21 protein-coding genes are annotated in these 26,923 nt (G+C 66.0%); 10 read left to right on the forward strand and 11 right to left on the reverse strand.

Annotation, left to right across the window (positions count from 1 at the left end; genetic code table 11):
* Window positions 1–351: 351 nt before the first annotated feature.
* Window positions 352–2,397, forward strand: a complete 2,046-nt coding sequence (locus tag ACZLHH_RS20780) for a TonB-dependent receptor domain-containing protein (protein WP_071227806.1) — start codon at window positions 352–354, stop codon at window positions 2,395–2,397.
* A 60-nt stretch (window positions 2,398–2,457) separates the two neighbouring features.
* On the opposite strand, the gene ACZLHH_RS20785 is transcribed toward ACZLHH_RS20780, so the two are convergent.
* Window positions 2,458–2,628: a hypothetical protein gene (locus tag ACZLHH_RS20785; protein ID WP_165929944.1), complete on the reverse strand. Its 171-nt coding sequence runs from the start codon at window positions 2,626–2,628 to the stop codon at window positions 2,458–2,460.
* A gap of 217 nt (window positions 2,629–2,845) precedes the next feature.
* Between ACZLHH_RS20785 and ACZLHH_RS20790 the strand changes: the two genes are divergently transcribed.
* Window positions 2,846–3,232: a DUF2628 domain-containing protein gene (locus tag ACZLHH_RS20790; RefSeq protein ID WP_071227807.1), complete on the forward strand. Its 387-nt coding sequence runs from the start codon at window positions 2,846–2,848 to the stop codon at window positions 3,230–3,232.
* A 95-nt stretch (window positions 3,233–3,327) separates the two neighbouring features.
* Here ACZLHH_RS20790 and ACZLHH_RS20795 read toward each other — a convergent pair whose 3' ends face one another.
* The 3 genes from ACZLHH_RS20795 to ACZLHH_RS20805 all read right to left on the reverse strand — a co-directional run bounded on the left by ACZLHH_RS20795 (window position 3,328) and on the right by ACZLHH_RS20805 (window position 7,973).
* Window positions 3,328–5,859, reverse strand: coding sequence for a methyl-accepting chemotaxis protein (locus tag ACZLHH_RS20795; protein ID WP_032128587.1), 2,532 nt, complete (start codon window positions 5,857–5,859; stop codon window positions 3,328–3,330).
* 210 nt (window positions 5,860–6,069) lie between these two features.
* Window positions 6,070–6,963, reverse strand: a complete 894-nt coding sequence (locus ACZLHH_RS20800; protein WP_049401072.1) for an NAD-dependent epimerase/dehydratase family protein — start codon at window positions 6,961–6,963, stop codon at window positions 6,070–6,072.
* Between the two features lie 98 nt (window positions 6,964–7,061).
* Window positions 7,062–7,973, reverse strand: coding sequence for a S41 family peptidase (locus tag ACZLHH_RS20805; RefSeq protein WP_071227808.1), 912 nt, complete (start codon window positions 7,971–7,973; stop codon window positions 7,062–7,064).
* Between the two features lie 50 nt (window positions 7,974–8,023).
* On the opposite strand from ACZLHH_RS20805, the gene ACZLHH_RS20810 reads away from it, so the two are divergent.
* A complete protein-coding gene (locus tag ACZLHH_RS20810; RefSeq protein WP_071227809.1) occupies window positions 8,024–8,488 on the forward strand; it encodes a MarR family winged helix-turn-helix transcriptional regulator in 465 nt (154 codons plus the stop codon).
* A 5-nt stretch (window positions 8,489–8,493) separates the two neighbouring features.
* Here the strand turns inward: ACZLHH_RS20810 and ACZLHH_RS20815 are convergent, their stop codons facing one another.
* On the reverse strand, window positions 8,494–9,978 hold the full coding sequence (locus tag ACZLHH_RS20815) for a DUF4434 domain-containing protein (RefSeq protein WP_071227810.1): 1,485 nt from the start codon (window positions 9,976–9,978) through the stop codon (window positions 8,494–8,496).
* A gap of 207 nt (window positions 9,979–10,185) precedes the next feature.
* Here ACZLHH_RS20815 and ACZLHH_RS20820 point away from each other — a divergent pair, with 207 nt between their 5' ends.
* From ACZLHH_RS20820 to ACZLHH_RS20830, 3 genes are all read left to right on the forward strand, one after another.
* Window positions 10,186–11,442 (forward strand): M24 family metallopeptidase, encoded by a 1,257-nt coding sequence (locus ACZLHH_RS20820; RefSeq protein ID WP_049423757.1) that lies wholly within the window; start codon window positions 10,186–10,188, stop codon window positions 11,440–11,442.
* Complete coding sequence (locus ACZLHH_RS20825) at window positions 11,435–12,109, forward strand: CerR family C-terminal domain-containing protein (protein ID WP_180844707.1); 675 nt, start codon at window positions 11,435–11,437, stop codon at window positions 12,107–12,109. The genes ACZLHH_RS20820 and ACZLHH_RS20825 overlap by 8 nt, the downstream gene beginning before the upstream one ends.
* Before the next feature lie 135 nt (window positions 12,110–12,244).
* Window positions 12,245–12,550 (forward strand): KGG domain-containing protein, encoded by a 306-nt coding sequence (locus tag ACZLHH_RS20830; protein ID WP_032128582.1) that lies wholly within the window; start codon window positions 12,245–12,247, stop codon window positions 12,548–12,550.
* Between the two features lie 10 nt (window positions 12,551–12,560).
* On the opposite strand, the gene ACZLHH_RS20835 is transcribed toward ACZLHH_RS20830, so the two are convergent.
* Window positions 12,561–14,033, reverse strand: a complete 1,473-nt coding sequence (locus ACZLHH_RS20835) for an MFS transporter (RefSeq protein ID WP_180844708.1) — start codon at window positions 14,031–14,033, stop codon at window positions 12,561–12,563.
* A 126-nt stretch (window positions 14,034–14,159) separates the two neighbouring features.
* Between ACZLHH_RS20835 and ACZLHH_RS20840 the strand changes: the two genes are divergently transcribed.
* On the forward strand, window positions 14,160–14,789 hold the full coding sequence (locus ACZLHH_RS20840; RefSeq protein WP_180844709.1) for a TetR/AcrR family transcriptional regulator: 630 nt from the start codon (window positions 14,160–14,162) through the stop codon (window positions 14,787–14,789).
* A 15-nt stretch (window positions 14,790–14,804) separates the two neighbouring features.
* Here the strand turns inward: ACZLHH_RS20840 and ACZLHH_RS20845 are convergent, their stop codons facing one another.
* Both ACZLHH_RS20845 and ACZLHH_RS20850 read right to left on the reverse strand, forming a co-directional pair.
* Complete coding sequence (locus tag ACZLHH_RS20845; protein WP_180844710.1) at window positions 14,805–15,155, reverse strand: VOC family protein; 351 nt, start codon at window positions 15,153–15,155, stop codon at window positions 14,805–14,807.
* Between the two features lie 124 nt (window positions 15,156–15,279).
* Window positions 15,280–15,480, reverse strand: coding sequence for a hypothetical protein (locus ACZLHH_RS20850; RefSeq protein WP_080291777.1), 201 nt, complete (start codon window positions 15,478–15,480; stop codon window positions 15,280–15,282).
* 188 nt (window positions 15,481–15,668) lie between these two features.
* On the opposite strand from ACZLHH_RS20850, the gene ACZLHH_RS20855 reads away from it, so the two are divergent.
* Entirely contained in the window at window positions 15,669–19,025 is a 3,357-nt protein-coding gene (locus ACZLHH_RS20855; RefSeq protein ID WP_180844711.1) for an autotransporter domain-containing protein, read from the forward strand.
* Window positions 19,026–19,091: 66 nt separating this feature from the next.
* Here ACZLHH_RS20855 and cml read toward each other — a convergent pair whose 3' ends face one another.
* On the reverse strand, window positions 19,092–20,279 hold the full coding sequence (cml, locus tag ACZLHH_RS20860; protein ID WP_180844712.1) for a CmlA/FloR family chloramphenicol efflux MFS transporter: 1,188 nt from the start codon (window positions 20,277–20,279) through the stop codon (window positions 19,092–19,094).
* Window positions 20,280–20,477: 198 nt separating this feature from the next.
* Entirely contained in the window at window positions 20,478–21,383 is a 906-nt protein-coding gene (locus ACZLHH_RS20865; protein WP_032128595.1) for a LysR family transcriptional regulator, read from the reverse strand.
* Between the two features lie 107 nt (window positions 21,384–21,490).
* On the opposite strand from ACZLHH_RS20865, the gene ACZLHH_RS20870 reads away from it, so the two are divergent.
* Complete coding sequence (locus tag ACZLHH_RS20870; protein ID WP_343205603.1) at window positions 21,491–22,981, forward strand: MFS transporter; 1,491 nt, start codon at window positions 21,491–21,493, stop codon at window positions 22,979–22,981.
* Window positions 22,982–23,066: 85 nt separating this feature from the next.
* Here ACZLHH_RS20870 and ACZLHH_RS20875 read toward each other — a convergent pair whose 3' ends face one another.
* Window positions 23,067–23,519, reverse strand: coding sequence for a PA2169 family four-helix-bundle protein (locus ACZLHH_RS20875; RefSeq protein ID WP_005419568.1), 453 nt, complete (start codon window positions 23,517–23,519; stop codon window positions 23,067–23,069).
* A gap of 554 nt (window positions 23,520–24,073) precedes the next feature.
* On the opposite strand from ACZLHH_RS20875, the gene ACZLHH_RS20880 reads away from it, so the two are divergent.
* Complete coding sequence (locus ACZLHH_RS20880) at window positions 24,074–26,908, forward strand: TonB-dependent receptor (RefSeq protein ID WP_180844713.1); 2,835 nt, start codon at window positions 24,074–24,076, stop codon at window positions 26,906–26,908.
* Window positions 26,909–26,923: the final 15 nt, after the last annotated feature.

Below are 26,923 nucleotides of genomic sequence, written 5' to 3' on the forward strand. Positions count from 1 at the left end.
GAACCCACACGATCTCCAACGGGGCGGAATCGAAAATGCGGCTCAGTCTAGGGCGCCGGATGTAAGCCGAGTGCGAAGGTCTACGCCGGGATTTATCCCCATTCAGCAAACAGCAGGCGAGTGCCGGGGCAGGGGAACGGATGTCACTTGGTCGCCCCAGGTACTGGATCGTAACAAACGCGAACGGTTATCATTTCATTAACCAGGCAGGTCACCGTCTTCCGCACGGCCGAGACCCACCCAGCTGCGCCGGTTCCAACCCAGCGCCCAACGACCCATGGAAGGGGGCTGCCTGCTGTCTGCGTGCGCCTGCTGCTTCCACCGGGTCCCCCTCCTCCGATGGAAGCCGTCATGTCCCTGTCGTTCCGTACCCCTTCCGCGCGCCTGCCGCGCACCCGCTTGGCCTGCGCTCTGGCCACCGCCTGCCTGCTGGCCCTGCCCGGCTTGGCCGCCGCAGAGGCCAGCGCCGATGCCTCCACCAAGGATCTGGATACCGTGGTGGTCACCGCCTCGGGCAACCAGCAGTGGATCAAGGATGCACCGGCCAGCATCAGCGTGATCAGCCGTGAGGACATCGAGCGCCAGCCGGTGCACGACCTGGCCACCCTGCTCAGCCGCGTGCCGGGCGTGACCGGTGGCCTCAGCGCGGTCGGCGAGCAGTCCAAGATCAAGCTGCGTGGCATGCCGTCCAATTACACGCTGGTGCTGGTGGACGGCAAGCGCATGGGCAGCTCGGCCTCGACCAACTACCGGCCCGACCTCGGCCGCCAGGATCTGAACTGGATCTCGCCCGACCAGATCGAACGCATCGAGGTGGTGCGCGGACCAATGTCGTCGCTGTACGGCTCCGACGCCATGGGCGGCGTGATCAACATCATCACCAAGCGCATCGGTGATGACTGGAACGGCAGCGCCACCCACAGCTATACCCGCCCGGGTGATGGCAAGCGCGGTGATACCCAGCAGATCGGTGCGACGTTCTCCGGCCCGCTCGGCGAGCGCTTCGGCCTGCGCATCGGTGCCAACAGCATGCGCCGCGACTCGGACCGCTCCAACGGTGGTGTCTATGGCAATGCCTACGCCGGCGAGAAGGACCGCAATGTCGACGCGCTGCTGCAGTGGAAGCTCAGCGATGCGCAGGAACTGTCGCTGGAAGCCGGCCACGGCGTGCAGCAGGCCTTCATCGACGCATCGCTGGAAAAGCAGGACGAAGGCGCCTGGGGTGCCAGCGAACTCAAGCGCAGCTCGCTGGCACTCAACCACGATGGCAAGTGGAGCTTCGGCAACTCGAAGCTCAGCGCGTACTGGACCGAGTACAAGAACGACATCGGTGCCACCGGCCGCTCCGAGGCCACCGATACCATCATCGAAGGCAGCCTGACCACGCCGTTCACCCTGGGCGTTGAACACCAGTTCGCCGTCGGTGGCCAGTGGAAGCGCCAGGAACTGACCAATACCGATACCATCGGCCGCGCGCCGATCGACTATGCCGGCAATGCCGTCAGCGGCTCCAACCTGGAAGTGGATACCTGGGCACTGTTCGTTGAGGACGAACTGAAGCTGCACCGCACGTTGGCGCTGACCTTGGGCGCACGCCTGGACCACCATGAGAAGTTCGGCAGCCACGTCAGCCCGCGTGCGTACCTGGTCTGGCACCCGGCCGAACAGTGGACGATCCGCGGTGGCGTCTCCAAGGGCTTCCGCGCGCCCAGCCTGACCGAGAACTCGCCCAGCGCGGCCACCCAGTCCGGCGGCCGCGGCTGCACCTCGCTGATCCCGCTGGGCTATACCCGCGGTGGCTGCTACATGGCCGGCAACCCGGACCTGGACCCGGAAACCAGCACCAATCGGGAGATCGGCATCAGCTTCGACAATGACCTGTTCGATGCCGGCCTGACCTACTTCCATACCGACTTCAAGAACAAGATCGAGTACGCGCCCCTGGGCAAGTTCAACGGCATCTGGTGGACGCGCATGAGCAACGTGCAGCGCGCGCGCACCAGTGGCATGGAAGGCAACTTCAATGTCCGCTTCGGCGAGCAGTGGCGCTGGCGCACCTCGGCCACCTGGATGAAGGAAGCCAAGAACCTGACCACCGGCAGGAATCTGATCGATACGCCGGAGTTTTCCGGCTATTCGTCGCTGGACTGGACGCCCAATACGGTGTTTTCCAGCAGCCTGTCGGCGCAGTACACCGGCAAGCAGACCGGTACCGCCACGACCTTCCTCAAGGCCTACACCCTGTATGACCTGACCGCAGCCTGGAACGTCAACGAGGTACTGACCCTGCGCGGCGGCATCAGCAACCTGGCCGACAAGAAGCTGTATGCGGAAGGCTCCACCGACTACTTCGTGGCCGGGCGCAGCTACTTCATGAGCATGACCGCGCGGTTCTGACCGGCGGCGCGCGCCGCGATCGCGCTGGCAGCACGCCAGCGCGATCGGCGGTGTTGCGGATTACTCGCTTTCCAGCGCGGCCGCGGCCGCGTTCTGCGTAGCGGCCGTGCGTGCACGGTCCATCGCTACCGCCAGTTGCTGGCGTGCGAGCAGTTGTTGTGCCTGCACCACTTCAGGTGTCGGCAGGAGCACCGGTCCCGGTGCGTTTTCCGGTATAGCAGGTGTGGTCATGCAACCTCCATGGACATCCCGCCGCCGCCCGGGTTCAGCTGGGGCGGCAGCGGAACTGCGCACCCTATCCTAAAAACAAGGCGGATGGGTGACGGTGCGGCGCCCCGCCGCAGGCCTGCACATGCCGGGCGCGTCACATTTTTGACGGTTGAGGGTAGTTTCCTGAACCGTCGGCCTCGTATCATGTAACCGTTTTCCTACAAGGACGTAATCGTCAATGAACGCCGTCGACCTCTCCCGCTTCAGCCCGAAGTGGCAGTTCCGCTTCAATTTCTTCCAGCAGCACGGCGCTCCGAAGGAGCCGCGCTTCAAGGAAGCCTGGAAGGCGCTGTCCTTCGGCGACCGCCTCAAGATCAACATCAACTTCTTCGCCTTCTTCTTCGGCTTCATCTACCTGTTCATTCTGGGCATGTGGCGCAAGGCGCTGGTGGTGATCGGCATCGGCCTCGTGCTGGGCATCGTGTCCCTGTTCCTGCCGGACATCATCGCGCGCCCGCTGTTCATCGCCATGAACTTCCTGGTTGCCGCCAGCACCAACTACAGCTACTACCTGGAGCAGGTGAAGGGCAAAGCCAGCTGGAATCCCTTCGAAGGCATGTTCTGACGCGATGCTGCCGCCGCACTCCGGCCTGGCATAGCATCAAGCAGACATGAAGACGCCCGGCCTTGGCCGGGCGTCTTCATGTGCGCGCAACAGGATCAGGCCGCGCGGCGGACCGTAGCCACCGGCTCGGCCTGCAGGCGGAAGCGCGAGACCGCCACCGCCAGCTGCTCGGCCTGTTCTTCCATCGCACGCGCGGCGGCACTGGCCTCTTCCACCAGTGCGGCGTTCTGCTGGGTGGTCTCGTCCATCTGCACCACGGTCTGGTTGACCTGCTCGATGCCCGCCGACTGCTCGCGCGAGGCTGCCGAGATCTCGGCCATGATCTCGTTCACTCGGCCGACCTGGCCGACGATTTCCTGCATGGTGCGGCCCGCGCCGTGCACCAGCTGCGCACCGGCACCGACCTGCGCCACCGAGGCGTCGATCAGCTCCTTGATCTCCTTGGCCGCGCCTGCCGAGCGCTGGGCCAGCGCGCGCACTTCGCTGGCGACCACGGCGAATCCGCGGCCCTGTTCGCCGGCACGCGCCGCTTCCACCGCCGCGTTCAGCGCCAGGATGTTGGTCTGGAACGCGATGCCATCGATTACCGAAATGATCTCGGCAATGCGCTGCGAGGAGGCCTCGATCTGTTCCATGGTCTGCACCACCTGGCTGACCACCTGCCCGCCTTCGCTGGCCACGCCCGCTGCGGAGCCGGCCAGGGTGTTGGCCTGCAGCGCGTGGTCGGCATTCTGGCGCACCGTGGAGGTCAGCTCTTCCATCGAGGCCGCGGTCTCTTCCAGGTTCGCCGCCTGCTGCTCGGTGCGGCGCGACAGGTCACTGTTGCCGGCGGCAATCTCACCCGCCGCCAGGCGGATGCTGGCCGCCGACTGCTGGATCTGGCCAACGATCTGGGTCAGCTGCTGCACGGTGCTGTTGGCATCGTCGCGCATCACCGCGAACACGCCGTGGAAGTCGCCCTGCATGCGCGCGCTGAGGTCGCCTGCGGCAATCGCGCGCAGCAGCGTCGACAGCTCGGCCAGGTTGTGGTCGCTGACCTGCATCATGGTGTTGAGGGTTTCCACCATGCGGCGGAAGTCGTGGTCGAAGCGCAGCGTGTCGCCGCGCACCGCGAAATCACCGGCTGCTGCGGCAGCGGCCAGCTGCTGGATCTGATCGTTGATCGCCGCCAGGTTGCTCTTGGTGGTGGCCATTGCAGCGGTGAACACCGCCTTCTCGCCCGGCAGCGCTTCCATGTCCACGCTCAGGTCACCCACCGCATAGCGCTGCATCACGTCGACCAGGCGCTGGGTGACGGCGTTGCTGGAGGCCACCAGCTGGTTGCTGTCAGCCACCATCCGGCCGTACTCACCCGGGAACGCCGAGGCGTCCATGCGGTAGCTGATTTCACCGGCGTCATGGCGACGCGCCATTTCCGCCTGCGCCGCCATCACCGACTGCAGCTGCCCCCGCATGCCCTGCATCGCGTCCAGCAGGCGGCCCACTTCGTCGTTGCTGCGTGCCGGCAGGGTGCTGTCCAGCTTGCCCGCGGCGACGTCGCCGGCCACGCGCACGGCTTCGGCCAGTGGGCGGATCGCCAACCGGCGCAGCAGCACATAGACACCGGCACTCAGCGTCAGCGCGGCCACCACACCAACCAGCAGGGTCAGCCACAGCAGCTGGCGCGCCTCGGCCACGATCACCGCGTGCGGCATCACCACACCCAGTGCAAAGCGCTGCGGCGCATCGCCCACACGCAGCGGCACGTATACGCGCACGTTGCCGGCGGCATCCGGAGTGAAGGCTTCGAACCGGCGGTCGGCGGCGATGTCTGCCAGCATGCTGCGGGTCAATGCGTCGCCACGCGGCTTGCCGATTTCGGCGGCATTGGCCGAGGCCAGCACCACGCCATTTGGCGAGAGCAGTTCGACGCGCCCGGCGCCCATCGGCTTCAGCGTGGCCAGGTGCTTCTGCAGCGCCGCCAGCGAGAAGTCCACAGTAAATACACCGAGGAACCGGCCGTTTTCGATGATCGGCGTGCTCAGCGTGCTCATCAGCACCTGCTGGCCACCGATGTCGTAGGCGTAGGGCTCGCTTACCTTCGCCAGCTTGTCGCGGCTGGGCACCATGTACCAGTCACCGGAGCCACTGGCCGTCTCGGTGTAGTCGGTCATCGTCGACTGCTGCGGCTTGCCGTCGTGCCAGGCCCAGTAGCTCATGTAACGACCGGTGGCATCGTGCGCTTCGGTGTTGACGAACTCGGCATCCTTGCCATCGAAGGCGTCGGCCTCCCACATGGTGCTCTTGCCCAGCCACTCGGGGTGGGTGCGCAGCTGCTCGCCCAGCACGGCAGCCAGGCTGGCACGGTCCGGAACATCGCCGCGCGCGCGCTGGGCGAGCACGGCCTCGACCATGGCGTCGTTGCTGGCAAAGGCGGTGCCCAGATCGGCCGCGACCTGGCGGGCTTCGGCGGTGGCTTCGCTGGCCATGGTCTGGCGCGAGGCGTCGATCAGGCTGGCGCTGGCCTGGCGGTAGATCAGGAACGCAGTCAGGCCGAAGCACAGCAGCGCGATCGCAGCGGTGCCCAGCATCAGCTTGTGGGCGATGCTGCCCGGGCGGCGGGCAGCGGCGGAACGGGGAGAAGGCATGGAAGGATCCGCAAGGCAGTTCAGGACGACCGGCACCGCGAGGGCACCGCGCAGGTGCGCGATCCGTCGCGCAGGCCACCGGCCGCCGGGACACGCCCGGCGCTGGAAGCGCACCGGGTTAGCGGCCGCCTGCGAACGAGGTTGAGGCGGTCCATCTGCACATTCCTGAACCTGCTCAGGGTCGGGTCAGGAACCCGCCCGGCTGCCGCCCTATTCGGCCACGCGGTCCTTGATCCATTCCGCCCGCGGCAGCACCTCGATGCTGCCAACCGCGTACTGCTGCAGCACGTCGTCCGGGCCGAAGCGCGGCTGCCAGCCCAGTGTGCTGCGCATCAGTGCACTGTCGTAGACGCGGTCAATGCTCAGCGGTAGCGGCCAGCCACGGCGCTCGAACTCGGCCAGCAACTGCGGGGCGCGGCGGGCCAGTACCCTGCGAGGCTGGGTCGCCAGTTCCAGGCAATCCTCGCGCAGGAACGGCGTCGGTGCGCAGGCAATGTAGCGTGCGAAGGCAGCGCCCTCATCGTGCAGCAGCGCGGCATGTGCGCTGGCCACGTCGCGCGCGTCGATGCCGCGGTGCAGGCGGAACATCGCCATCCGCTCCGGTGGCTCGGGGAAACAGCGGGCCATGCGCAGCACGCGCACGCTGAAGCCCGGCGCCGCAGCGGCTTCAGCCAATGCCTCGGCCTGCAGCTTGCTGCGATGGTAGATGGTGCGTGGCAGCGGCTCGGTATCTTCATCGATCCAGCGGCAACCGCCCGCCACCACCGCATGGCCATACAGCGCCGTGGTGCTGGTCAGCACGAAGCGGCGTGCACCGGCCTCGCGGGCAGCCTGCAACAGGTGTGCAGTCGCCTCCACATTGATCTGCTGGAATACCGCATCCGGCACCAGGCCGACATGGGGTGCGTGCAGGGCGGCGGTATGGATCACCGCGTCGACGCCCTGCACTGCCCGCTTCACGGCCTGACGATCGGTGACATCGGCAATGATGCGGGTGGTGGCGAATGGGCTGCGATCCAGCCCCACCACTTCGTGGGCCGCCGCCAGCGCGCCGAAGATCGCACGCCCGATCCGCCCGGAACTGCCGGTCAACAGAATCTTCATTGAGTCCATTCACTCGAAGCGCCCGGGAACTACCGGGATGCATCGATTCTAGGCACGCTGCATGTCGTCTGCGATAGGGCGCGGTTGCAATTGTGCGTTCATTCTGGCGATGCCGATCGGGCCAGCAGCTGCCGGGCGACGAACAGCGGATCGTCACCGCCTGCTGCATCAGGCGTGACGCCGGTGCGTTCCCAGTTGGTTCCGGTACGGAGGTTGATCGGCTGCCGGTCGGGAATGCTGATCTGATAGCCATCCGGCAGCAGCACAGGATCATCGAACATATGTGCCGCGCCGCCACTTCGACTACCAACGACACGTGCCCGCCCCTGCGCCTGCAGCGAGTACGCGACGAATTCGGCGGCCGACCCGGTGCGGCGGTCGATCAGCACCACCAGCGGCTTCAGGTACAGCCCCAGGCTCGCCGGTGGCAACGGTACCGGACTGCGCTGGCCACGGCGTTGCAGTGACTGCACCTGGGTGATCTCCGCCGCCAGCAGGGTCCGCACCAGCAGGTCCGCACTGCCGTCATCGCCACCACCGTTCTGGCGCAGGTCCAGCACCAGGCCGTCGGTGTCGGCCAGCAGGGTGAAGGCAGCAGCCAGCTTCGGCCGGGCCAGATCGAGCGGATAGAAGGTGCTCAGGCGCAGGTAACCGATGTTGCCTTCCAGCACCCGCACCTCGCGCACGCCCGCACCATTGCTGCGCGCATCCGCGCGCCAGGCCATCAGCCAGTCGTCCTGGCCGGCGCGGGCATCCACCCGCTCGACATGGAAGTGGCCATCGAACACGTCCAGATCCTGGTTCAAGCGTGCGCTGAACGCCTTGGGGTCCGCGCAGCTGTCCACATAGCGCTGTTGGGTGGACCAGCCGCGCACGGCCTCGGCAATGCGCGCGCCTTCGGCCACGTCCAGGTACTGCGCCTGTATCGCCGTGGCCGCCGCCTGCAGCACCGCGTCCTGGGCCGGGCAGGACGCCGCCAGCAGCGCGCCCAGCATCCACGAAACCGCCATGACCGCACCCCATGTTGATGATATGTAAGTGCTTATATATCATCGCCACCATGGATCTCCAACATGCCACCCTGGGAACACTGCTGCGGGCCCTGCTCGACCAGCTGGACCCGGCGGTCGAGCAGGCCTACCGCGACCTGAAGCTGGACTACCGGCCGCGCTACACCCCGGTGCTGCGCACGCTGATGGCGCAGGGACCCTGCCGCATCAAGGATCTCGCACTGGCCTGCGGGCTCAGCCATTCGGCGCTCAGCCAGACGGTTTCAGCAATGGTGCGCGACGGCTGGCTGCACGCTGCGGTCGGTGAAGACAGCCGCGAGCGCATCCTGCAGATGAGCCCGCGCGCGTTGCAGGCATTGCCGGCGCTGCAGGCGCAGTGGCGGGCCACGGCACGCGCGGCGCGCAGCCTCGATGCCGATCTTGGACAGTCATTGGAGCAGGTGCTGCGCGAGGCACTGCAGGCGCTTGAACAGCGGCCGTTCGCGCAGCGACTGCGTGGCACGCCCCAACGCTGAGGCGCTTACTGCTCGGCCGCCATCTCGATTTCACTGAGGAACGTCCAGCTGCCATTGGCCAACCGCAGCTCCAGCGTGCGGCACTGCGCGGCCAGCGGCGCGGCGTTGCCCAGCACGTATTCCTCTTCGGTCGAACCGCTCAGTCCGGCCTGGGGGAATGGCGCCGACAGCACACCGATCTTCACCGCAGCGGCGCCCGGCTCGGCACACATCACCTCCACAGCTGTCGGCGTGACGATGCCCCACGCCGGGCGGGTCATCGTATGCAGGCCGATCCAGTCCACCCGCCGGCGCTGGCCCAGGTCGATGGTGATGCTGGCGTTGCCATGCACGCCTACCCAGCCGGCATCCATCGGGTTGCGCGGATCCCCCACCCGGCGATCGAACAGTTCATGCCCGGTGCTGTCGGGATAGTTTGCATCCGGCGCCACGCTGTAGCTGTAGGTGGTCTGCACCGGATCGACACTGTAGGACGCACCGAGCCCATACAGCCCGCGATAGGTGTTCATCAACCGCGGAGATTCGGCATAGCCCTGGCCGGGGCCGACCACCTCGGACATGTGGTACTGGTTGAGCCAGGCAACGCGCTTGCCGGCCGAACGCGCGCTCCACAACTGCTGGTTGATGCGCTGCACCGACGCGGAGCGATAGGCACCGGACAATCCGTTGCCGGTTTCCAGGAACAAGGGACTGCCATGGTTGAACAGTTCGATGTCGGCCCACAGGCCGCTGGCCCCCAGCGCCGCCGACAGCGCCTCGTAATACGCCTCGGTGGAATGACCTGGGCGATCCCACTGGAACAGGCGTGCATGCGAGGCGGCGCCGATGCCGTCCTGCCAGATCTGCACATCCACGCCGGTGGCCGTACGGAACTGTGCAGCAGCCCGGCCCACGCTGGCCGGATCCACGCTGGATGACACCAGGTAGGGGGCCACCATCACCGGCCGCGAGGGTGTACTGCCTTTGAGCGCCGTCACGATCGCACGGTAGAACGGCGCGCGATCAGCCGGCACCTGTGCTGGCTCGTCGGTGATGTACCAGCCAGCGAACGCCGGATGCGATCCGTACTGTTGGCCCAGCTGGGCCAGCGACTGCGCCGCATCCTGTGCCACGGCCGTTGCGTTCTGCCCCTGCCAGAAGGTGGCGCACTGCCCCGAGCTGTAGGTGGTGCCGACCACGACCTTCATGCCGCGCGCGGCCGCCGCATCGAGCACGGTGCCGAGCTTGCCGGGAAAGCCGGCAATCCATTCGAAATCCTGCACGCCGCTGGCGCAGCCGACGCCGGCACGGGTGGCACGCACCTGACCGAGGATGATCGTGTCGTTGCCCAGGTCCTGCAGTTCATCCAGGAACAGCGGCAACTGCGCGGCCGGCAGTTGTTCGTCGCTGCCCGAGTAGCCAACGTGGACGAAGCTGCCGGACAACAGAGGGCTGGCTGCGTGGACGGGAGCGGTACAGGCCAGCACTGCGATCAATCCAATCCTGTTCATGTTCTACGTCCCTGTCGCGGCCAGGCGAGTGGCGTTGTTGCGCATCCTATCAACAGCGACGGTGGCCCCATCACGATCATCGACAACACTGCGCAATCGCCGACTTCAGCTGCCCCCGCAGCAGCGCACGTGCAATGCCGATTCAAGCGGTTGATTCATTCAACTGCGTGATCGAGCCTGCGCGCTCCTTCCCCTGGAATACTCCTCATGCGCACGCCGCCCGCACCGCTCAGCCTGATGGAACGCGACCGCCGCTGGGCCCTGGCCCGCGACCTCATGGCCAGTGAACGCCTCGATGCCCTGGTTGTGCATGGCGACCGGGAAGCCGCCGCACCGGCCGGGTTCTCGCCGGACTGCTACTTCACCAATGACCGGCCCGGCTCGATCGTGGTGTTCGTCGGCGACCAGCCGCCACGGGTGTTCACCTTTGCCTCGCTGATGATTGCCGACCACCTGCAGGCCTGCCTGCGCGGCGACCTGCAGTGGATCGCACCCGAACAGCTGTGGGTTGGAAAATCCGGTCTGGAGGTTGGCCGCTGGCTGCAGCAATGTGGCCTGCACACGGCACGTATCGGCGTGCTGGGGCTGGAGCCCTATCCACCGTTCTACTTCGACGGCGCGATGCCCGCGCGCACCCTGCAGGGCATGCAGGCGGCGGTGCCGAACGCGGAATTCGTACCGGTATATCGTGCGTTCTTCCAGCGCGCCTCGGTAAAGAGCCAGGAGGAACTGGCGCTGATTGCGCATGCCGCCTGGATCGGTGAATCCATGAGCGAGGCGCTGCGTGCCACTGCTCGCCCCGGTGTTTCGGAAGCCGAACTGGTTGCCGCAGTGACCGCCGCCTGTTTCTCGCTGGGGGGCTATACCGCCGAGGTGTTGCTCGGCTCGGGTCCCGAGTATGTGGGCTGGGGACCACCCGCCTGGCAGTATCGTGCGCAGCCGCCGCGCATTCTGCGCGATGGTGACCTGGTGCTGTCGGAGATCTTCGCACTGTACGGGCTGATGGAAACCCAGCATCAGGCCGCGGTTGCCATTGGCGAGGTGCACGACGACATCCATCGCGCCGCTGCCGTCGCCCGCAGCAGCTACGAAGCAGGCCTGTCCGCACTGCGCGTGGGCAATACCTTCGGCGATGTCGTCGACGCGATGGAAGCGCCCCTGCTGGAGGCGGGCGGCTGGCACGTGCATCCGTTGGTCCACAGCCTCAACCCCTATGGACCGATTGGCTTCGGCCGTGCACCGGGCATCGAAGCGCTGCCGGAGGCCGCGCGCTATGCGCACATCGCGCCGCTGCCGACTGTCGGGCGCGAACTGCCCCTGCAGGCCGGCATGTGCTTCGCCTTCGAACCGAACTGTGCATTCGGCCGGCACATGGCCAACATCGGCGGTACGGTCATCGTCGGCGCGGACGCGGGTACCGCGCTCAATGAAAACTCGACACGGCTGATGCAGGCCGATGCCTGAGTTCATCGCCCATCTGCAGACACCGGCACGGCGGCGCGCGGCCGAGACGCGCAGCGGGCAGACCCGAGCCCGACTGCTGCACGCGGGGCTGCAGCTGTTCAGCGCGTTCGGCGTGGAGGGTGTGCGTACCCGCCAGCTGGTGGACATGGCCGGCTGCAGCCAGTCAGCCATTCCCTATCACTTCGGTGGCAAGCAGGAACTGTATGCCGCCGTACTGCAGCGCTGCGCTCAAGCCATTGCCGAGCGATTGCCGCTGCCGGCAACGCCACCCAACGGCGCGCGGCAGGCCGCGCAGCAGCTGCAGCAGTTGATGCGGGCATTCGTCCATGCCTTGCTTTCGGCGCCGGATGCAGGTCCACGCACGCTGCTGTTGGCGCGCGAACAGATCCAACCGACGGCGGCGTTCGCCAGTGCCCACCGTACGCTGTTCGAACCCCTGCACACCACGTTGGCCGCGTGCGTAGCGTGCCTGCGCGGCAGCGAACCATCCAGCGCCGAGACGGTGCTGCGTACCCACGCCCTGCTCGGCCAAGCGATCGTCTTCGCCGTCTCCCACGGAGCTCTGCAGGCGCGACTGAACCAGGGAGCTCCCTTGGCAGACGTAGAGACGATCGGGTCGGTGGTCAGTGGCATGGCACTGGCGGCAGCGAAGGCAGCGCCCGCCTGAATGGCTGCCTGATCAGCCCCGTGCGCAGGGCGCGTGAAAACCAGGGCCAAGATGGCGACCTTGACTTAGCGTGCGATGGCCAAGCATGGATGCCGTCGTCTACGAAGGCGACGCCCATACCGTAGGAGATTTCACATGACTGAGCAGAACCCGCGCAGCTCCAACCGGGGTTTCGCATCAATGGACCAGGAAAAGCAGCGCGCGATCGCGGCCAAGGGCGGGCGCGCCGCACATGCCTCCGGCAACGCGCATGAATTCAGTCCGGCCGAGGCACGTGTCGCAGGCCGCAAGGGCGGCGAGGCGATCAGCCGCAACCGCCAGCACATGGCCGAGATCGGTCGTGAAGGTGGACACGCTCGCCACGCCAATGCGCGCCAGCAGCAACAACAGCCTCAGGAGATCGAACGCACGGCAGCGGGTCCGCAACGCCAGCAGGGCTGAATGCAGCGCGTCAGGCCGGTGCGCGCTGCCGATACAGCCCGAGCGCCGCAAGCAGGGCCAGCGCACCGGCCACAGCCATCGCCCATCCGAAACCACTGGCCATCGCACTGCGATACCACGTCAGCATCTGCGGCGTGGCGTGCATCGAGCCCGGTTGCAGGATCAGTTCGCGCGCCTGTGCCGCCAGCTCCCGCTGCCCGGCCGCCTGCGCGGACGCGGCGAACTGCTGCACGGCGCGCTGGCCCATCAGGCTGCCCAGCAGCGCGATGCCCAGGCTCATGCCTGCCTGACGTAACGCGTTCATCGTGGCTGAGGCAATACCCGCGCGCTCGACCGGCGCGCTGGCCATGACCGCCATGCCGGTCGCCGGCACTGCCAGCCCCATTCCAATGCCAAGCAGCACCAGCACAGCACTGGAACAAGCGTGCGAAGTAGCCGGTTCGAACGTGGCCATCGCGCACAGCGCCGCCCCGGCCAGGGCATAGCCCAGCACCAGCGCGGCGTGCAGCCCGAGGTGGGCGACCAGACGCCCGAACAACAGCGACACGGCACCCATCAACAGGAACTGCGGGGCCAACTGGGAGCCTGCCAGCGCAACGTTGTGCCCCTGCGCCTGCTGGAAGAACAGCGACAGGAAGAACAGGCTGGCATAGGCAGTGAAGCCCAGCACGAACGAGGCCAGGTTGAACATGCCGAAGCGGCGGTCGGCAAACAGGTCCAGCGGCAGCAATGGGCGTGCCACCCGGCGTTCGACGATGCCGAACAGGATCAACCCGGCAGCTGCCACGCCCAGCGCCAGCAGCGTCACCGGGGCCAGCAGGCCATGCGCGCCGATCGCGATCAGGCCATAGCTCAGCGCACCCAGCGCGACGACGCTGAGCAGCTGCCCGGCAGGGTCCAGCGCAGCGTGCTGCGGATGCCGCCGCTCCGGAATTCCCCAGGCGCCCAGCGCCAGTGCGAGCAGGCCCAACGGCAGGTTGATCAGGAAGATGCTGGGCCATCCGACGCGCTGTACCAGCACGCCGCCCAGCAGCGGGCCAAGCACCAGAGCCAGCGCACTGAACGCCGACCAGCCACCGATCGCACGTGCACGTTGGCGCGCATCGGGAAACGCGTGGCTGAGGATCGGCATTGCGGCGGGAATCAACAAGGCGCCCGCGATGCCCTGCACTGCACGCCCGGCTACCAGGGTCGCAAGATTGCCGGCACAGGCGCACAGCAGCGACCCCAGCGTGAAGGTGGCGACGCTGAGCAGCCACATCCGCCGATGACCGTAACGGTCCCCAAGCGGCCCCGCCGACAGCATCAACGCCGACAGCGCGATTGCATACGCATTGATCACCCACTGCAGGCCGGCCATGTCGGTATTCAACGCCTGCTGCAGGGTCGGCAGGGCGACGTTGACGATGCTGATGTCCAGCGAGGCGAGGAATGTGCCGAGGTAGGCCGCCAGCACCAGGGCCGGCCGCTGGAAACGTCGCATGTACGGCTCCCGGGGGAAGGATGTGTGCGCATCCTAGCCACTGACTGACCGTCGGTCACTGACTGACGGTCAGTCGGTGCCACAGGCCAGCTAGAATGGCTCCCGTCGCACCCGGATCCCTCCCACATGCAGACCCCAGCTGTCGCCAGGCCACGCACCAAACCTGCGGAAACCCGCCAGGAAGAACTGATGGACGCCGCGCAGGCGCTGTTCCTGTCAAAGGGAGTGGATGCCACCACCATCAGCGACATCGTCGCCGCAGCCGACGTTGCCAAGGGCACCTTCTATACCTATTTCGCCTCGCGCACCGAGATTCTGCAGGCGCTGGCGCAGCGCTATACCCAGCGTTTCATGGAAGACGTCGACCACGCCGTGCAGCGCTACCCGGCCAGCGATGGCGTAGCACGCCTGCGCGCCTGGATCCGCGCCAACATCGAACTTTATGTGCGTACCCATGCACTGCACGACGTGGTGTACGCCAACCATCATCACCACCAGCGTGGCAACGCCGAACGCAATGCGATCCAGCAGCAACTGCTGGGCATCCTCGAAGCAGGCAATGCCGCAGCTCTGTGGCAGCTTCCAGCGCCCAAAGTCACCGCCTCGTTGATCTATGCCGGCGTGCACGGCGCCACCGACGACCTGATCGCCATACCCGCACAGGATGCCGATGCCTTCATCGCCGCCGTGGTGGATGATTGCCTGCGCATGGTCGGCGTCTCGCCCACCTCGGCGCGTGGTGGCAGGCGCCGCTGACGGGCTGTCCCTCGCTCAGGCGTGGGCGAGGATGTTCAACAAGCGCCCGAACGGGTCGCGTACGAAGAAGCGGCGCACGCCCCAGGGTTCATCGACGGGGCCATACTCCAGCGCAATGCCGGCCGCGCGCATGCGATCCAGCACCTCCTGCAGGTTGTCCACTTCGATCGACAGGTCCGGCACCGGGGTTCCGGCGCCGCCTTCGCTGGCGAAGCTGACCTGTGCCAGCGCACTGCCCTGGCCGCCATGGGTGACGATCCAGCCGTGGTCCATCACCACCGGCATGCCCAGCAGCTCGCCATAGAACGCTGCGGCACGCGCAGGGTCAGGCGTGGCGATGTTGGCGACGACACGTTTGACGGCCATGTGTGGCGGCTCCGATGCGATTCCCCATCCTCGCTGCTGCGTGCATGACCTGCAAGCGGGCGGCGCTGAAACAGAAGAGCCCCGTCAGGGACGGGGCTCGTCATCAATCCTGCATTGCCACTGCTTACACAGCGCCGCAGCGATCCATGATGCAACGATCGTATTCGTACTGGCATTCCATCGCATCAACGCCACCGGACAGACACGCCTGGTAAGCCTTCCAACAGGGAAGATCGCATGGCGGAATCGGCCCAGCCACAGCAACCGAACCGCTGCAGGCCAAGGCGAACACCGCACCCGCGATCATTTTCCTGAAAGTACGCATCGACATCACTCCTTGATAAGCCTGGTGAGCCCAGGCCGGGCCACGGCAGCGAGGCCTCCGGGAGATGGAGTGAACGCCCGTGTCACGGAACATTAACCTGTTCATTAAATTTCCTTCACACCACTGGGGGGGATCGGCGCGCTGCGGGGTTAACGGCCTTGTTGTCCGTCAATCAAGGAAGTTGTCCGATGAATCACCCGCTGCACGGCCGTTCGTCCCACTCCCGTTCTCCCCTGCACAGCCGCCTCGCGCTGGCGGTCACCAGCACATTGCTGCTTGCCAGCACGTTGCCCGCCATGGCCAACGACTCATTCGAGGTCTGGCAACAACAGCGCCAGTTGCAGGCGGCCTGGGCGCAACCAGGCGTCGGCGCGTCCGCAGCACCGACGGCCACCACGCCAGCGGCGGCCAACACGTCCGTTCTCGGCAACCCCGGCGATGCAGCCAGTTGGCGCAGCGATGAATTCAACGCTGACTGGGGGCTGGGTGCGATGGGTGCCGATTACGCCTATGCACGTGGACTGACCGGCCAGGGCGTACGTCTTGCCCTGTTCGATTCGGGCTCGGCACTGGCCCATCAGGAATTTGCGGGGCGCAATACGTCCAGCATCACCATCGGCGCGGACTGCGCCACGCCAGGCGTGGTGGCCGGTACCGGTGCCTGCGAAAAAACCCGTGGCGAGCAGCCAGGCTACAACTACTACGGCCTTGGCCCCGGCGTTCCCGCCGCACTGGCCGCACGCCTGATCGCGGCAGGCCAGCCCTATGGCTTCAGCTACGCCGACCACGGCACCCACGTGCTGGGTACCATCGGTGCCAACCGCGATGGCAAAGGCATGCATGGCGTAGCATTCGGTTCGAACCTGACCGCAGCCCGTGTGTTTGGTGATACCTACTATGAGTGGCGCCTGGATCCGGACAACTTCTATCGTCCGCGCGCGCTATATCGCACCGATCCCGATGACACCGCTACCTTGGATATGTATGCGCAGATCCAGGCGCAGGGCGTGCGCGCCATCAACCACAGCTGGGGTATCTCTACCCGCAACATGACTGCTGCCGCGCTGGATGCACAGTATGCAGCGATCGGTGACGGCTACGGCGTGTATGGCAGCATCTACGCCAACGATGGCGATGCCCCCTCCTCCACCCTCATCCAGGTGTGGTCGGCTGGTAACGGCAGTGGCGCCGTCGCCGGAATCACGGCCGCCATGCCGCGCTGGAAGCCGGAACTTGAACCGTACTGGCTGGCCGTGGCCAACGTCCGCCGGCCCAACGCTGCTGCGGGCGAAACCGACTACGTGATCGATGGCAGTTCCAGTATCTGCGGCGTTGCCGCCAACTGGTGCATCTCGGCACCGGGCACCGACATCCTGAGCACCATTGTGTCCGGTGATATCCAGGGTCGCGTCGAGAACACTTCCGCCTATGTCCGCCTGATCATCGACAGCGAGAGCACCCAGTACGTCTATGGCACCAAGACGGGCACGTCGATGGCGGCGCCACACATCACCGGCGCGCTCGGCCTGCTGATGGAGCGCTTCCCCTATCTGGACAACGCCCAGGTCCGCGACGTGCTGCTGACCACCGCCCGCGATCTGGGCGATCCGGGCGTCGATGAGATCTACGGCTGGGGCATGGTCGACCTGCGCAAGGCCATCGAAGGCTACGGCTCGCTGCGCGTGGACACCAACGTGGTGATGAACCAGAAGGCCGGTGGCCTGAAGGTGTGGGAAGGCGATGCCTGGGATGACTGGACCAACGACATCGGCGGCCCCGGCAAGCTGACCAAGTCCGGCATCGGCTGGCTGCGCCTGAGTGGTGGCAACACCTTCAACGGCGCAGTGCTGCAGGACGGCACGCTGGAATTGAACGGCACCAACACACTCACGTCAGCGGTCGAAGTTCAGGGTGGCCAGTTCCTGCTCAACGGCTCGCTGGTCTCCACCGCCCTGAACACCACCGGAGGCGTGAGCACGGTCAGCAGCAGCGGCCTGCTGAAGGACAGCAACCTGACGGTCAACGGTGGCGTGGTGTCCTTCAACGGCACGCAGACCGGCGGCACCACCACGGTCGGTGCCAACGGCCTGCTGAAGGGCATCGGCACGCTGGGCAACACCCGTGTGGACGGCATCATCGCGCCCGGCAATTCGATCGGCACGCTGACCATCAACGGCAACTACGTGCAGGGCGCAACCGGCGTCTATGCCGCCGAACTTGCCCCGGGCGGCCGCAGTGACCAGTTGCACGTAACCGGCACCGCCACTCTCGGCGGCACCCTGGTCGCACTGCCGGAGCCGGGTACCTACTACCTCGGCGAGCAGTTCAACTTCATCCGCGCCGACGGCGGTGTCAGCGGCCAGTTCGCGAAAACCGACTTCAGTGCGTTCTCGCCGTTCCTGCAGTTCAGCCTGGCCTACGGCGCCAATGGCACCCGCATCGACGTGGCTCGGGGTGCCTCGCTCGCCAGCGCCGCCACCACGCCGAACCAGCGTGCGGCCGCGGCGGTGGCCGATGGACTGGCGATCAACCAGGGCCTGCCCAAGCCGCTGACCCAACTGTTCCCGCAACAGGTGGGTGGCGTGCTCGATGGCCTCAGCGGCGAGCTGCATCCGGCCACGGCGCTGGCCCTGGTCGAGGGCAGCCGCTATGTGCGCGATGCCGCACTGTCACGTCGTGCCGGTGCCACCGCACCCGGTGCCGATGCGGGTGATGCCACCGGCGCCTGGGTGCAGGCACTGGGCGGCAACAGCAAGCTGGATGGCAACAGCAACACCGCGCGCACCGACGCCAACAGCAACGGCCTGCTGGTCGGCATCGACCGCGAGTTCGGTGGCTGGCAGATCGGCGTGCTGGCCGGTACCGGCCGCACCGACGTGAAGCAGCAGGAGCGTCGTGCCAAGTCGAAGATCGACAACACGCACTTCGGCGCCTATGCCAGCCATACCTGGGGCGGCTTCGGCCTGCGTGGTGGCGTGGCATGGAGCCGCAACGAAGTGAAGAGCACGCGTGATGTTGCCTTCGCCGGCTTCAGCGACAGCCTCAGCGCGCGCTACAACGCACGTACGCGCCAGGCCTTCATCGAAGCGGGCTACCGCTTCGGCAATGCGGAAGGCGGGCTGGAGCCGTACCTGCAGGTCGCCCGCGTGGAAGTGGACCTGAAGCAGATCAACGAGCGTGGCGGCGCGGCCGCACTGCACGGCAAGGTGGACGACACCGGCACCACCATCGCCACCGCTGGCCTGCGCTTCGACAAGGGCCTGAAGGCATCGTTCCAGCAGGACAGCTGGCTGCACCTGCGCGGTGGCGTGGGCTATCGCCGCGCCTTCGGTGACCGCAGCCAGGTGGCCAACCTGGCCTTCGCCAACAGCAGCACCACCTTTGCAGTCGAGGGCGCACCGATTGCCGACAACGCCGTCGTGGCCGAGCTGGGCCTGGCGGCGTGGCTGACCCCGCGGCAGCAGCTGGAGCTGGGCTACAGCGGCCAGTTCGGCAGTGAAAGCCGCGACCATGGCGCCACCGCACGCTGGTCTGTGCGCTTCTAAACACGTGCTCTCTTGACGGGTTGGGGCGGCCTTGCGGCCGCCCCCTTTTTTGCCCGCCACCCAGCGTTATGCGCGATGCCGCAGCGCGGCGGCACCTGCCAGGCTGGCAAGTGGCAACAGCAACCCATAGGCCACCAGCGGCCACACGGTATCGCCGGGCAGCACGAGGGTAACCAGCGTGCCGATGCCTGCCACGATCAGGCTCTGCACGGCGTAGTACAGGGCCACCGCCGTACCTGACGCGTCGGCGAAATCACGCAGCGCGCCGCTTGCAGCCACCGAAACCACCATCACCAGCCCCACCGCGATGCCCCACATGGGCAGCACCACTCCGACGAACGAGGGAGGCCACGCTGCGGCCAACGCCATCAGCAGTACGCCGGCCACCATCACCCACAGGCCACGCAGGAAGGTACCGCGCACGTTCCAGCGGGCAATGCACACGTTCGCCATCCGCGCCGTGACGATCATCACCAGCGCCACCGTGGCGAAGGCCAGGCCGAACGACAGCGGCGAGTACTGCATGCGCCCGACCAGCAGCCGGGGCGCGACCGAGAAGAACACGAAGAACGTGCCCATGCCCGCACTGAAGCCCAGCGTGTAGACCCAGAACGCGCCGCTGCCGAGGATGCGTCGTAGCGCGGGTCGCGACGCCTCCCGGCACTGCGGGCGGGTTTCCTGCCAATGCCGTACCGCGCGCATGCCGGCGATCATGCCCAGTACGCCGAGCAGAACGAAGATCGCGCGCCAGCCGAAGGCGCCTGCCAGCAGGGCGCCGAGGATCGGTCCCAGCGCCGGCACGAAGGCCAGCATCGAGGCAAACAGCCCGTACAGCGACGCGCCTTCGGCTGTATCAGCATACACATCACGCACCGTGGCAAAGGTCGCCACCAATGCCGCCGACGCTCCCACCGCCTGCACGGTTCGCCAGGCCAGGAATGCCGCGCCACTGCTGGACATGGCCAGCGCGAACGACGAAAGCGCGAACAGCAACGCCCCCAGCAACAGGACCGGCCGCCGCCCGATGCGGTCGGACAACGGACCGAACAGCAACTGGCCCAGGCCGAGCACCAGCAGATAGATGCTCAGCGTGAGCTGCACCACCGCTGGTGATGTCTGCAATGCCTGCGGCATCACCGGTACCACGGGAAGATAGATATCCATGGCCAGCGAGGCCAGGAGGTCGAACGGCGCCATCAGCACGATGGCCGATGGCAGGGTATGGGCCCAACGCGGGGCCTGACGATTGAACATGGGGAGTCTCCGCCCAGAGTGAATCCGGCGGTGATCCATCCAATTCGCGTGCATCGCAGGGATGATCACCGCAACAACGTCTGCGTCGTTGTTGCGGCTCAGCGAACTGTCTGCGGACCGTTCCCGTTGTTCATGGTGTCCATCGAATGCGAATGCAGGTGGCACCAGTGTAGCAATCGTCCACCTGCCGCGCGGCGCTCAGGCCAGGGGCAACATGTCGATGCGCCTGCACGGTGTCTCCTTCACCTGCTCGATCAGCCGCCGCACCACTGGCGAAGTCTCTGCCCGCCGGTACTGCACAGCGATGGTCGAGACGATGGTGGGGCCCGCCAGTGGCAGATAGATCATTCCGGGCAGCACCAGCGTGCGTTGCAGTACCGATGGCACGATCGCCACCGAACCAACGCCGACCGACACCTCGGCCAACACCGCCGCCAGATGCCCGGGCTGGGAACGGATACGTGGAATGAAACCGCCGCGGCGCCCGACTTCCATTGCGCCCACCGGCTGCTCCGGCATGACGAAACCCTCCCGGGCCAATGACGCCGGCTGCACCGGCGACCGGGCCTGCGCCAGCGGATGGGTTTCCGGCAGGGCCACGCAGAACTGGTCTTCGACCAGGGTGTGTTCGCCGAAACTGTCGGGTACATCCATCGGAGGCCGGCAGAACACCACATCCACCCGTCCTTCCTGCAGCAGCTGCGGGAGCTCGCCCATCGGCCATTCGCTCACCTGCAGTTCCACGCCCGGGTAGCGGCTGCGGAACCGGCTGAGCTGATCCTGCAATGCTCCGGCATACAGCGCCGAGCCGACGTAGCCGATCTCGATCTTGCCGATCTCACCCCGCCCCGCGCGCCGGCCCAGGGTTTCGGCCTGTTCGAACCGGCGCAGCACATCACGGGCTTCCGCCAGGAAAACCTCGCCTGCCGAGGTCAGCAGCACCTCGCGCCGGCCGCGGTCGAACAGGCGCGTGCCGAGCCGACGCTCGATGTCCTGAATCTGCACGCTCAGCGTGGGAGTGGCAATTCCCAGGCGCAGAGCCGCACGACCGAAGTGCAGTTCTTCGGCCAGGGTGACGAAGTACTCCAGGTGACGGCGTTCCATGGGCGGCATTTCGTTAGGCTCAAGCTAACGTAACCAGAAAACACCGAGAATGAAACAAACACCGATCATTGATGGAATGGCCGTCTTCCTCTTCCTGCGAGTGACCGGTGCCGCCCTCTCCTCCCTCTTCGCCTGCACGGCACACGCTGCCTGACGCGGTCCTGCTGGTGGCCTCGCTGGGCTGCACGATGACCGTGCTGGAGACCAATGCCGTCGCGGTCGCATTGCCCAGCATCGCGCGTGACCTGCACGCCGGATTCGCCGATATCGAGTGGGTGATCAGTGCCTACATCCTGTCCTTTACCTCATTGCTGCTGCCCGCCGGCGCTGTCGCCGACCGCTACGGCCGCCGCCGGGTGCTGCTGATCGGCATCAGCCTGTTCGGCCTCACCTCTCTGCTCTGCGCACTGGCGCCCGGTGCTGCCCTGCTCTACCTGGCGCGGGCTCTGCAGGGCATTGGTGCAGCCTTTCTGCTGGCACCCTCGCTGTCGATCATCGGCCACACGTACCACGAGGGGGCCGCCAAGGACACTGCATGGGCGTTCTGGGGCACAGCCATGGGCGTGATGATGGTGCTCTCACCGCTGATCGGCGGCGTGCTGTCCGCACTCTGGGGCTGGCGCGCGGTGTTCGTCGCGATCCTGCCGTTCCTGGGCCTGCTCGGCTACGGCACGCTGCGCTGGATACCCGAGTCGTCAGACAGCGTGGTCCGCCCGCTCGATCCACCCGGCATCATCACGTTCAGCGCTGCCATCTTCGGCATGGTGTTCTTCCTGGTGGAAGGACTGGCAGAAGGATGGACATCGGCCCCGGCGCTGATTGGGCTGGGCCTGGCCATCATCATGGCTGTTGCCTTCGTCATCGTTGAACGGGCACGGTCACATCCCATGGTCGATCTCGGGCTGCTGGCCAGTCCGCGTTTCGTCGGCGCACTCATTGCCATGGTCGGCTATTCGGTCAGCGCACAGGTGATGGCATCGATGCTGCCGCAGTACCTGCAGAACGGCATCGGCCTGAGCGTACTGGCTGCCGGTGCTGGCATGCTTCCGTTCGCTGCGGCGATGCTGCTGTTTCCCAGCGTGGGCCGGCGGCTCGGTCGCCATCTGACCAGTCCGGCGGTGCTGGCGATCGGGCTGTCGGTCACCGCCGCGGGCAATGCCGTGGCCGGACTGGCCGCGTGGCAGCACCTGCCTTGGCTGGCACTCGTCGCAATGGTGGTGATCGGTGCCGGCGGCGGCATCCTCAATGGCGAGACATCCAAAGCCATCATCGGCGCGGCACCGCGCGAGCGCGCCGGCATGGCCTCCGGCATCAGCGCGACCACGCGCTTTGTCGGCATCCTGCTCGGATTCACCGTACTGTCCAGTGCCTTGAGCCTGGGCATCCGCAGCGCACTGTCCGCGACGGTTCCCGCGCGCGACGTACTGCCCATGGCCGATGCGATCGCTACCGGCACCTTCGCCGATGCGCGCACCGCCGCCTTCGCACAGGCGATCTACAGCCATGGATTTTCCAGTGCACTGTGGACGTCGGCCATCGCCGCGCTGCTGGCCAGCCTTGCGGTGTTGCTGCTGGGCCGTAGCACCACGCGGCGATGATGTTGGAGCGCTGGTTGCAAAGATGGCCGGGGCAGCCACGCTGCCCCGACCGTGGCGGCCCCGGGGAGAAGGCCGCCGATGATCGTCAGGCCGCCTTCATGGCGTGCTTGCGCGCACGCATCACGTTATGGCACTCCTGCACTTCAGGCAGAAGCTGGGTGACTTCCTGGCGCACGGCCGGCGGCAGTTCGTTATCCTTCAGCACGTCCTTGAACGCGCCAAGCAGCCGGTCTTCGGACTCTTCCAGCTCGGCCACGTAACCATAGTTGGTGTCGCCGAATGCAGCGCGGACCTTGCCATAGAACTGCTGCATCGAACCGACCACGGTGCCGTGCTCGGCCGGCTTGCCACCGCTGGCAGCAACGGAGCCACTCAGTGCGGCGACGATGCGGCCCTTGACGCCGGCAATACGAGTGAACAGGGCCGACAGTTCGGCATCCTTCACCTTGGTCGCAGCTTCCTCGTAGAACGACTTTCCGTCGCGGGCGATCTCGATCAGGTCGTTGAGGCGGTGTTCGATGGTGGACTGGGTGCTCATGGAATCGCTCCTGTGTGCTCGATGGTCTATGGAGAATGACAGCGCGAGTGCGTTGCCTTCGGGACCACTGTGGAGGTTTGAATGTGCCGATTGGGTGAGTACGAATTGATGCATGCATCACCACCCTCAACGCGCCCTGACTCCTTCATCCCGTCGCATTTCCGCGTTCACGGTACCTGAGCAGAACGCCGACGATTCACCATGGCGCGATGACGATGATCAGCGTCACCAACAGTGCGATGGCAAGCACCAGCAACAGCACATGCCACTGCTTCCACGTGGGTCTTGGTTTGCCGGGGGTATTCATCGGATGTCTCCTGAAGTCTGTCATCAGCCCGCAGCCAGACTGAAGCAGAGCACCCTTGGTGCGCGTCGCGGTTTCGTGCATGGCCTGTGCATGAACGCTGTATCCGGCGCGCGACGATAACGCGTCCATAACGTAATCGAGTTGTAAACGGAGTGTTAGGTTCCTTCCGATTCCGCACAGCGGGATTTCAGATCGGTTTCCACGCAGCGATGCGGAAACCCATTCAACTGGATTTGGAGAGAGCCAAATGCACTACAAGTACACCCTGCTTTCCCTGGCAGTGGGCACGGCCTTGGCCGCTGCCTGGTCACCGGCCGCGCATGCGCAGGATGACAGCGATAAAACACCGAAGAACCTCGATCGCATCCAGGTTACCGGTTCGGCCATCCGCAGCGTGGATATCGAAACGCAGCAGCCGATCATCGCCATCACCCGCGCGATGATCGAGCAGCAGGGCTTCACCACCATCGCCGACCTGCTGCAGAACCTGACCTCCACCGGCGCGCCGACCATTTCGCGTGCGCGCGCGTTGGCGTCCGGCGAGAACGTTGGCGGCTACTACGTCAACATCCGCAATCTGGGTGCCACGCGCACCCTGGTTCTGGTCAACGGCAAGCGGCTCGGCGCCACCACCAGCGGCCTGCAGGATCTCAGCCAGATTCCGATGAGCGCGGTGGAACGCATCGACGTGCTGAAGGACGGCGCCTCCTCGCTGTACGGCTCGGATGCAATCGCTGGCGTGGTCAACATCATCACCCGCAAGAACTACGAAGGCCTGGAAGTGTCCATGCAGCACGGGCAGTTCAGCCAGGGCGATGGCAAGGACAGCACGTTCTCGCTGGTCACCGGCGCCCGTGGGGAGCGTGGCGGGTACACGCTCGCACTGGAATACCAGAAGTCAGACCCGGTGTTTGCCCGCGACCGCGAGTTCTCCCGGTACGGTGGCGCCGGCCCCAACTACCCGGGCGCGGACTGGAGCAACATCAGCCAGAACGGTTCGTGGTGCGACCCGGCGCTCTACAAGTGCAATACCGGTGATGCCGTATTCAAGACCCTCAATCGTGGCGGCGATCCGAAGAACCCGAACGACTACCACCCGATCACGCCGGCCGAGTTCGCCAACGGCAACGACCAGATGCACCTGCAGACCGGCATCGAGCGCCGCTCGCTGTTCCTGAGCACGGACTATGCGCTGACCGACCAGATCAAGTTCACTGCCGACATCGGCTACAACGAGCGCACCACCGACCAGCAGATCGCGGGCTACCCGTACCAGTCGACCAAGTTCGGCACGCCCCTGGACGCGGCCAGCGTATTCAACCCGCTCGACCACGGCATCGCGTTCAATCGCCGCCTGTGGGAAGTGCCGCGCACGACCGAAAGCAAGCTGAAGTCGCTGCGGGTTGCACCCAGTCTGTCCGGCTACTTCGAGCTGGGCACCAAGACGTACGACTGGGAAGTCGGCGCGTTGTTCAACCGAAATGAAGTTACAAAAACAGGCCGTGGCGACATGAGCCTGATCGCTTCCCGGCAGGCATTGGGGCCCTCCTACCTCGATGCCAACGGTGTGGCCCGGTGTGGCACGGCGGCATCGCCGGTCTCGGGTTGCCTGGCCTGGAATCCTTTGCTGCCGTTCGGGGTCGCGGGGGCTGGCTCTCTCTCCGATCCCGAACTGCAGCGCTTCTTGTTCCCGACGTTCAACGATACCGGCATCACCAAGACCCGCAGTTACTTCGCCAACATCTCCGGCCCGGTGATCGAACTGCCTGCCGGTGACCTGTCCGTCGCCCTGGGGTATCAGTACCGCAAGGAAGAAGGCCGCTTCGTGCCCGATGCCTTCGCCCAGTCGCGCCAGAGCACCGCACTGGGCGCATCCACCACCGCCGGTGACTACAGCCTCAACGAGTTCTTCGCCGAAGTGAACGTGCCGATCCTGCGCGACCTGCCGCTCGCCAAGGAACTGACCGTGAACCTGGCTACGCGCTACTCCGACTACAGCAACTTCGGCAGCACCACCAACTCCAAGGCGAGCTTCGCCTGGCGTCCGATCGAAGAGCTCATGATCCGTGGCACCTTCGCCGAAGGCTTCCGCGCACCGAGCATCTCCGATCTGTATGGCGGCCTGGGCACCAGCTTCGAAACCTATGTCGACCCGTGCGGCATCGGCGCCACCAACAGCGTCAACGGCAATGCCGCCTGCAACGCCGCCGGCGTCCCGCTGGGCTACCAGCAGCTGAACCAGAGCCTGAAGCCCTGCGCCAGCTATCCGTGCGCCACGCCTGACGAGTTCACCACCGGCTCCGATCCGAAGCTGCGCCCGGAAGAGTCCAAGAGCAAGACCGTGGGCGTGGTCTGGAGCCCGCGCTGGGTGGACGGGCTGGACATCAACCTCGACTGGTACAGCTACAAGATCACCAACATGATCATCCAGGACAGCGTCGACCGCATCCTGCGTGACTGCTACGTGCTCGGCAACGCTTCGCGTTGTGGCAGCGTCAAGCGCGCTGGCGATGGCCACATCACCAGCATGTTCTACGGTCTGGCCAATCTGGGCTCGATGGAAACCGAAGGCTGGGACCTGGGTATCCGCTACCGCCTGCCCGAGTTCTCGTTCGGCCGCTTCACCATCGACCTGCAGAACAGCTATGTCTCCAAGTACGACGAGGAGAACCAGAACTCGGCCGGCGATACGATCATGATGGGCCGGATCGGCCAGCCGGGCATTTCCCGCCTGCGCTCGAACCTGGGTGTGAACTGGCAGCTCGGCAACTTCAGCACGCAGTACACCGTGCGCTACTACTCCGGCATGGTTGAAAACTGCGTACCGAACCGTCCGTGCACCCTGCCCGACCGCTACGCCTACGGTGAGCCGGATGCCCTGCGCAAGGTCGGTTCCAATGCCTTCCACGATATCCAGGTCAGCTACAAGCTGCCGTGGGACGGCACCGTGGCGCTGGGTTCGAACAACGTGTTCAACCACCAGGGCCCGATCATGTTCTCCAAGCCGTCCAGCTCCTTCCCCTATTACGGCGGCTTCGATATCGGCCGCACCGTGTACGTGAAGTACTCGCAGCGCTTCTGACGGGCAGGTCCGTGC

The sequence above is a fragment of the Stenotrophomonas sp. 28608_Sma genome, assembly GCF_056486185.1.

Coding starts and splice junctions, on each gene's coding strand:
- ACZLHH_RS20780 (WP_071227806.1), top strand. CDS start 352: ATGTCCCTGTCGTTCCGTACCCCTTCCGCGCGCCTGCCGCGCACCCGC.
- ACZLHH_RS20785 (WP_165929944.1), bottom strand. CDS start 2,628: ATGACCACACCTGCTATACCGGAAAACGCACCGGGACCGGTGCTCCTG.
- ACZLHH_RS20790 (WP_071227807.1), top strand. CDS start 2,846: ATGAACGCCGTCGACCTCTCCCGCTTCAGCCCGAAGTGGCAGTTCCGC.
- ACZLHH_RS20795 (WP_032128587.1), bottom strand. CDS start 5,859: ATGCCTTCTCCCCGTTCCGCCGCTGCCCGCCGCCCGGGCAGCATCGCC.
- ACZLHH_RS20800 (WP_049401072.1), bottom strand. CDS start 6,963: ATGAAGATTCTGTTGACCGGCAGTTCCGGGCGGATCGGGCGTGCGATC.
- ACZLHH_RS20805 (WP_071227808.1), bottom strand. CDS start 7,973: ATGGCGGTTTCGTGGATGCTGGGCGCGCTGCTGGCGGCGTCCTGCCCG.
- ACZLHH_RS20810 (WP_071227809.1), top strand. CDS start 8,024: ATGGATCTCCAACATGCCACCCTGGGAACACTGCTGCGGGCCCTGCTC.
- ACZLHH_RS20815 (WP_071227810.1), bottom strand. CDS start 9,978: ATGAACAGGATTGGATTGATCGCAGTGCTGGCCTGTACCGCTCCCGTC.
- ACZLHH_RS20820 (WP_049423757.1), top strand. CDS start 10,186: ATGCGCACGCCGCCCGCACCGCTCAGCCTGATGGAACGCGACCGCCGC.
- ACZLHH_RS20825 (WP_180844707.1), top strand. CDS start 11,435: ATGCCTGAGTTCATCGCCCATCTGCAGACACCGGCACGGCGGCGCGCG.
- ACZLHH_RS20830 (WP_032128582.1), top strand. CDS start 12,245: ATGACTGAGCAGAACCCGCGCAGCTCCAACCGGGGTTTCGCATCAATG.
- ACZLHH_RS20835 (WP_180844708.1), bottom strand. CDS start 14,033: ATGCGACGTTTCCAGCGGCCGGCCCTGGTGCTGGCGGCCTACCTCGGC.
- ACZLHH_RS20840 (WP_180844709.1), top strand. CDS start 14,160: ATGCAGACCCCAGCTGTCGCCAGGCCACGCACCAAACCTGCGGAAACC.
- ACZLHH_RS20845 (WP_180844710.1), bottom strand. CDS start 15,155: ATGGCCGTCAAACGTGTCGTCGCCAACATCGCCACGCCTGACCCTGCG.
- ACZLHH_RS20850 (WP_080291777.1), bottom strand. CDS start 15,480: ATGCGTACTTTCAGGAAAATGATCGCGGGTGCGGTGTTCGCCTTGGCC.
- ACZLHH_RS20855 (WP_180844711.1), top strand. CDS start 15,669: ATGAATCACCCGCTGCACGGCCGTTCGTCCCACTCCCGTTCTCCCCTG.
- cml (WP_180844712.1), bottom strand. CDS start 20,279: ATGTTCAATCGTCAGGCCCCGCGTTGGGCCCATACCCTGCCATCGGCC.
- ACZLHH_RS20865 (WP_032128595.1), bottom strand. CDS start 21,383: ATGGAACGCCGTCACCTGGAGTACTTCGTCACCCTGGCCGAAGAACTG.
- ACZLHH_RS20875 (WP_005419568.1), bottom strand. CDS start 23,519: ATGAGCACCCAGTCCACCATCGAACACCGCCTCAACGACCTGATCGAG.
- ACZLHH_RS20880 (WP_180844713.1), top strand. CDS start 24,074: ATGCACTACAAGTACACCCTGCTTTCCCTGGCAGTGGGCACGGCCTTG.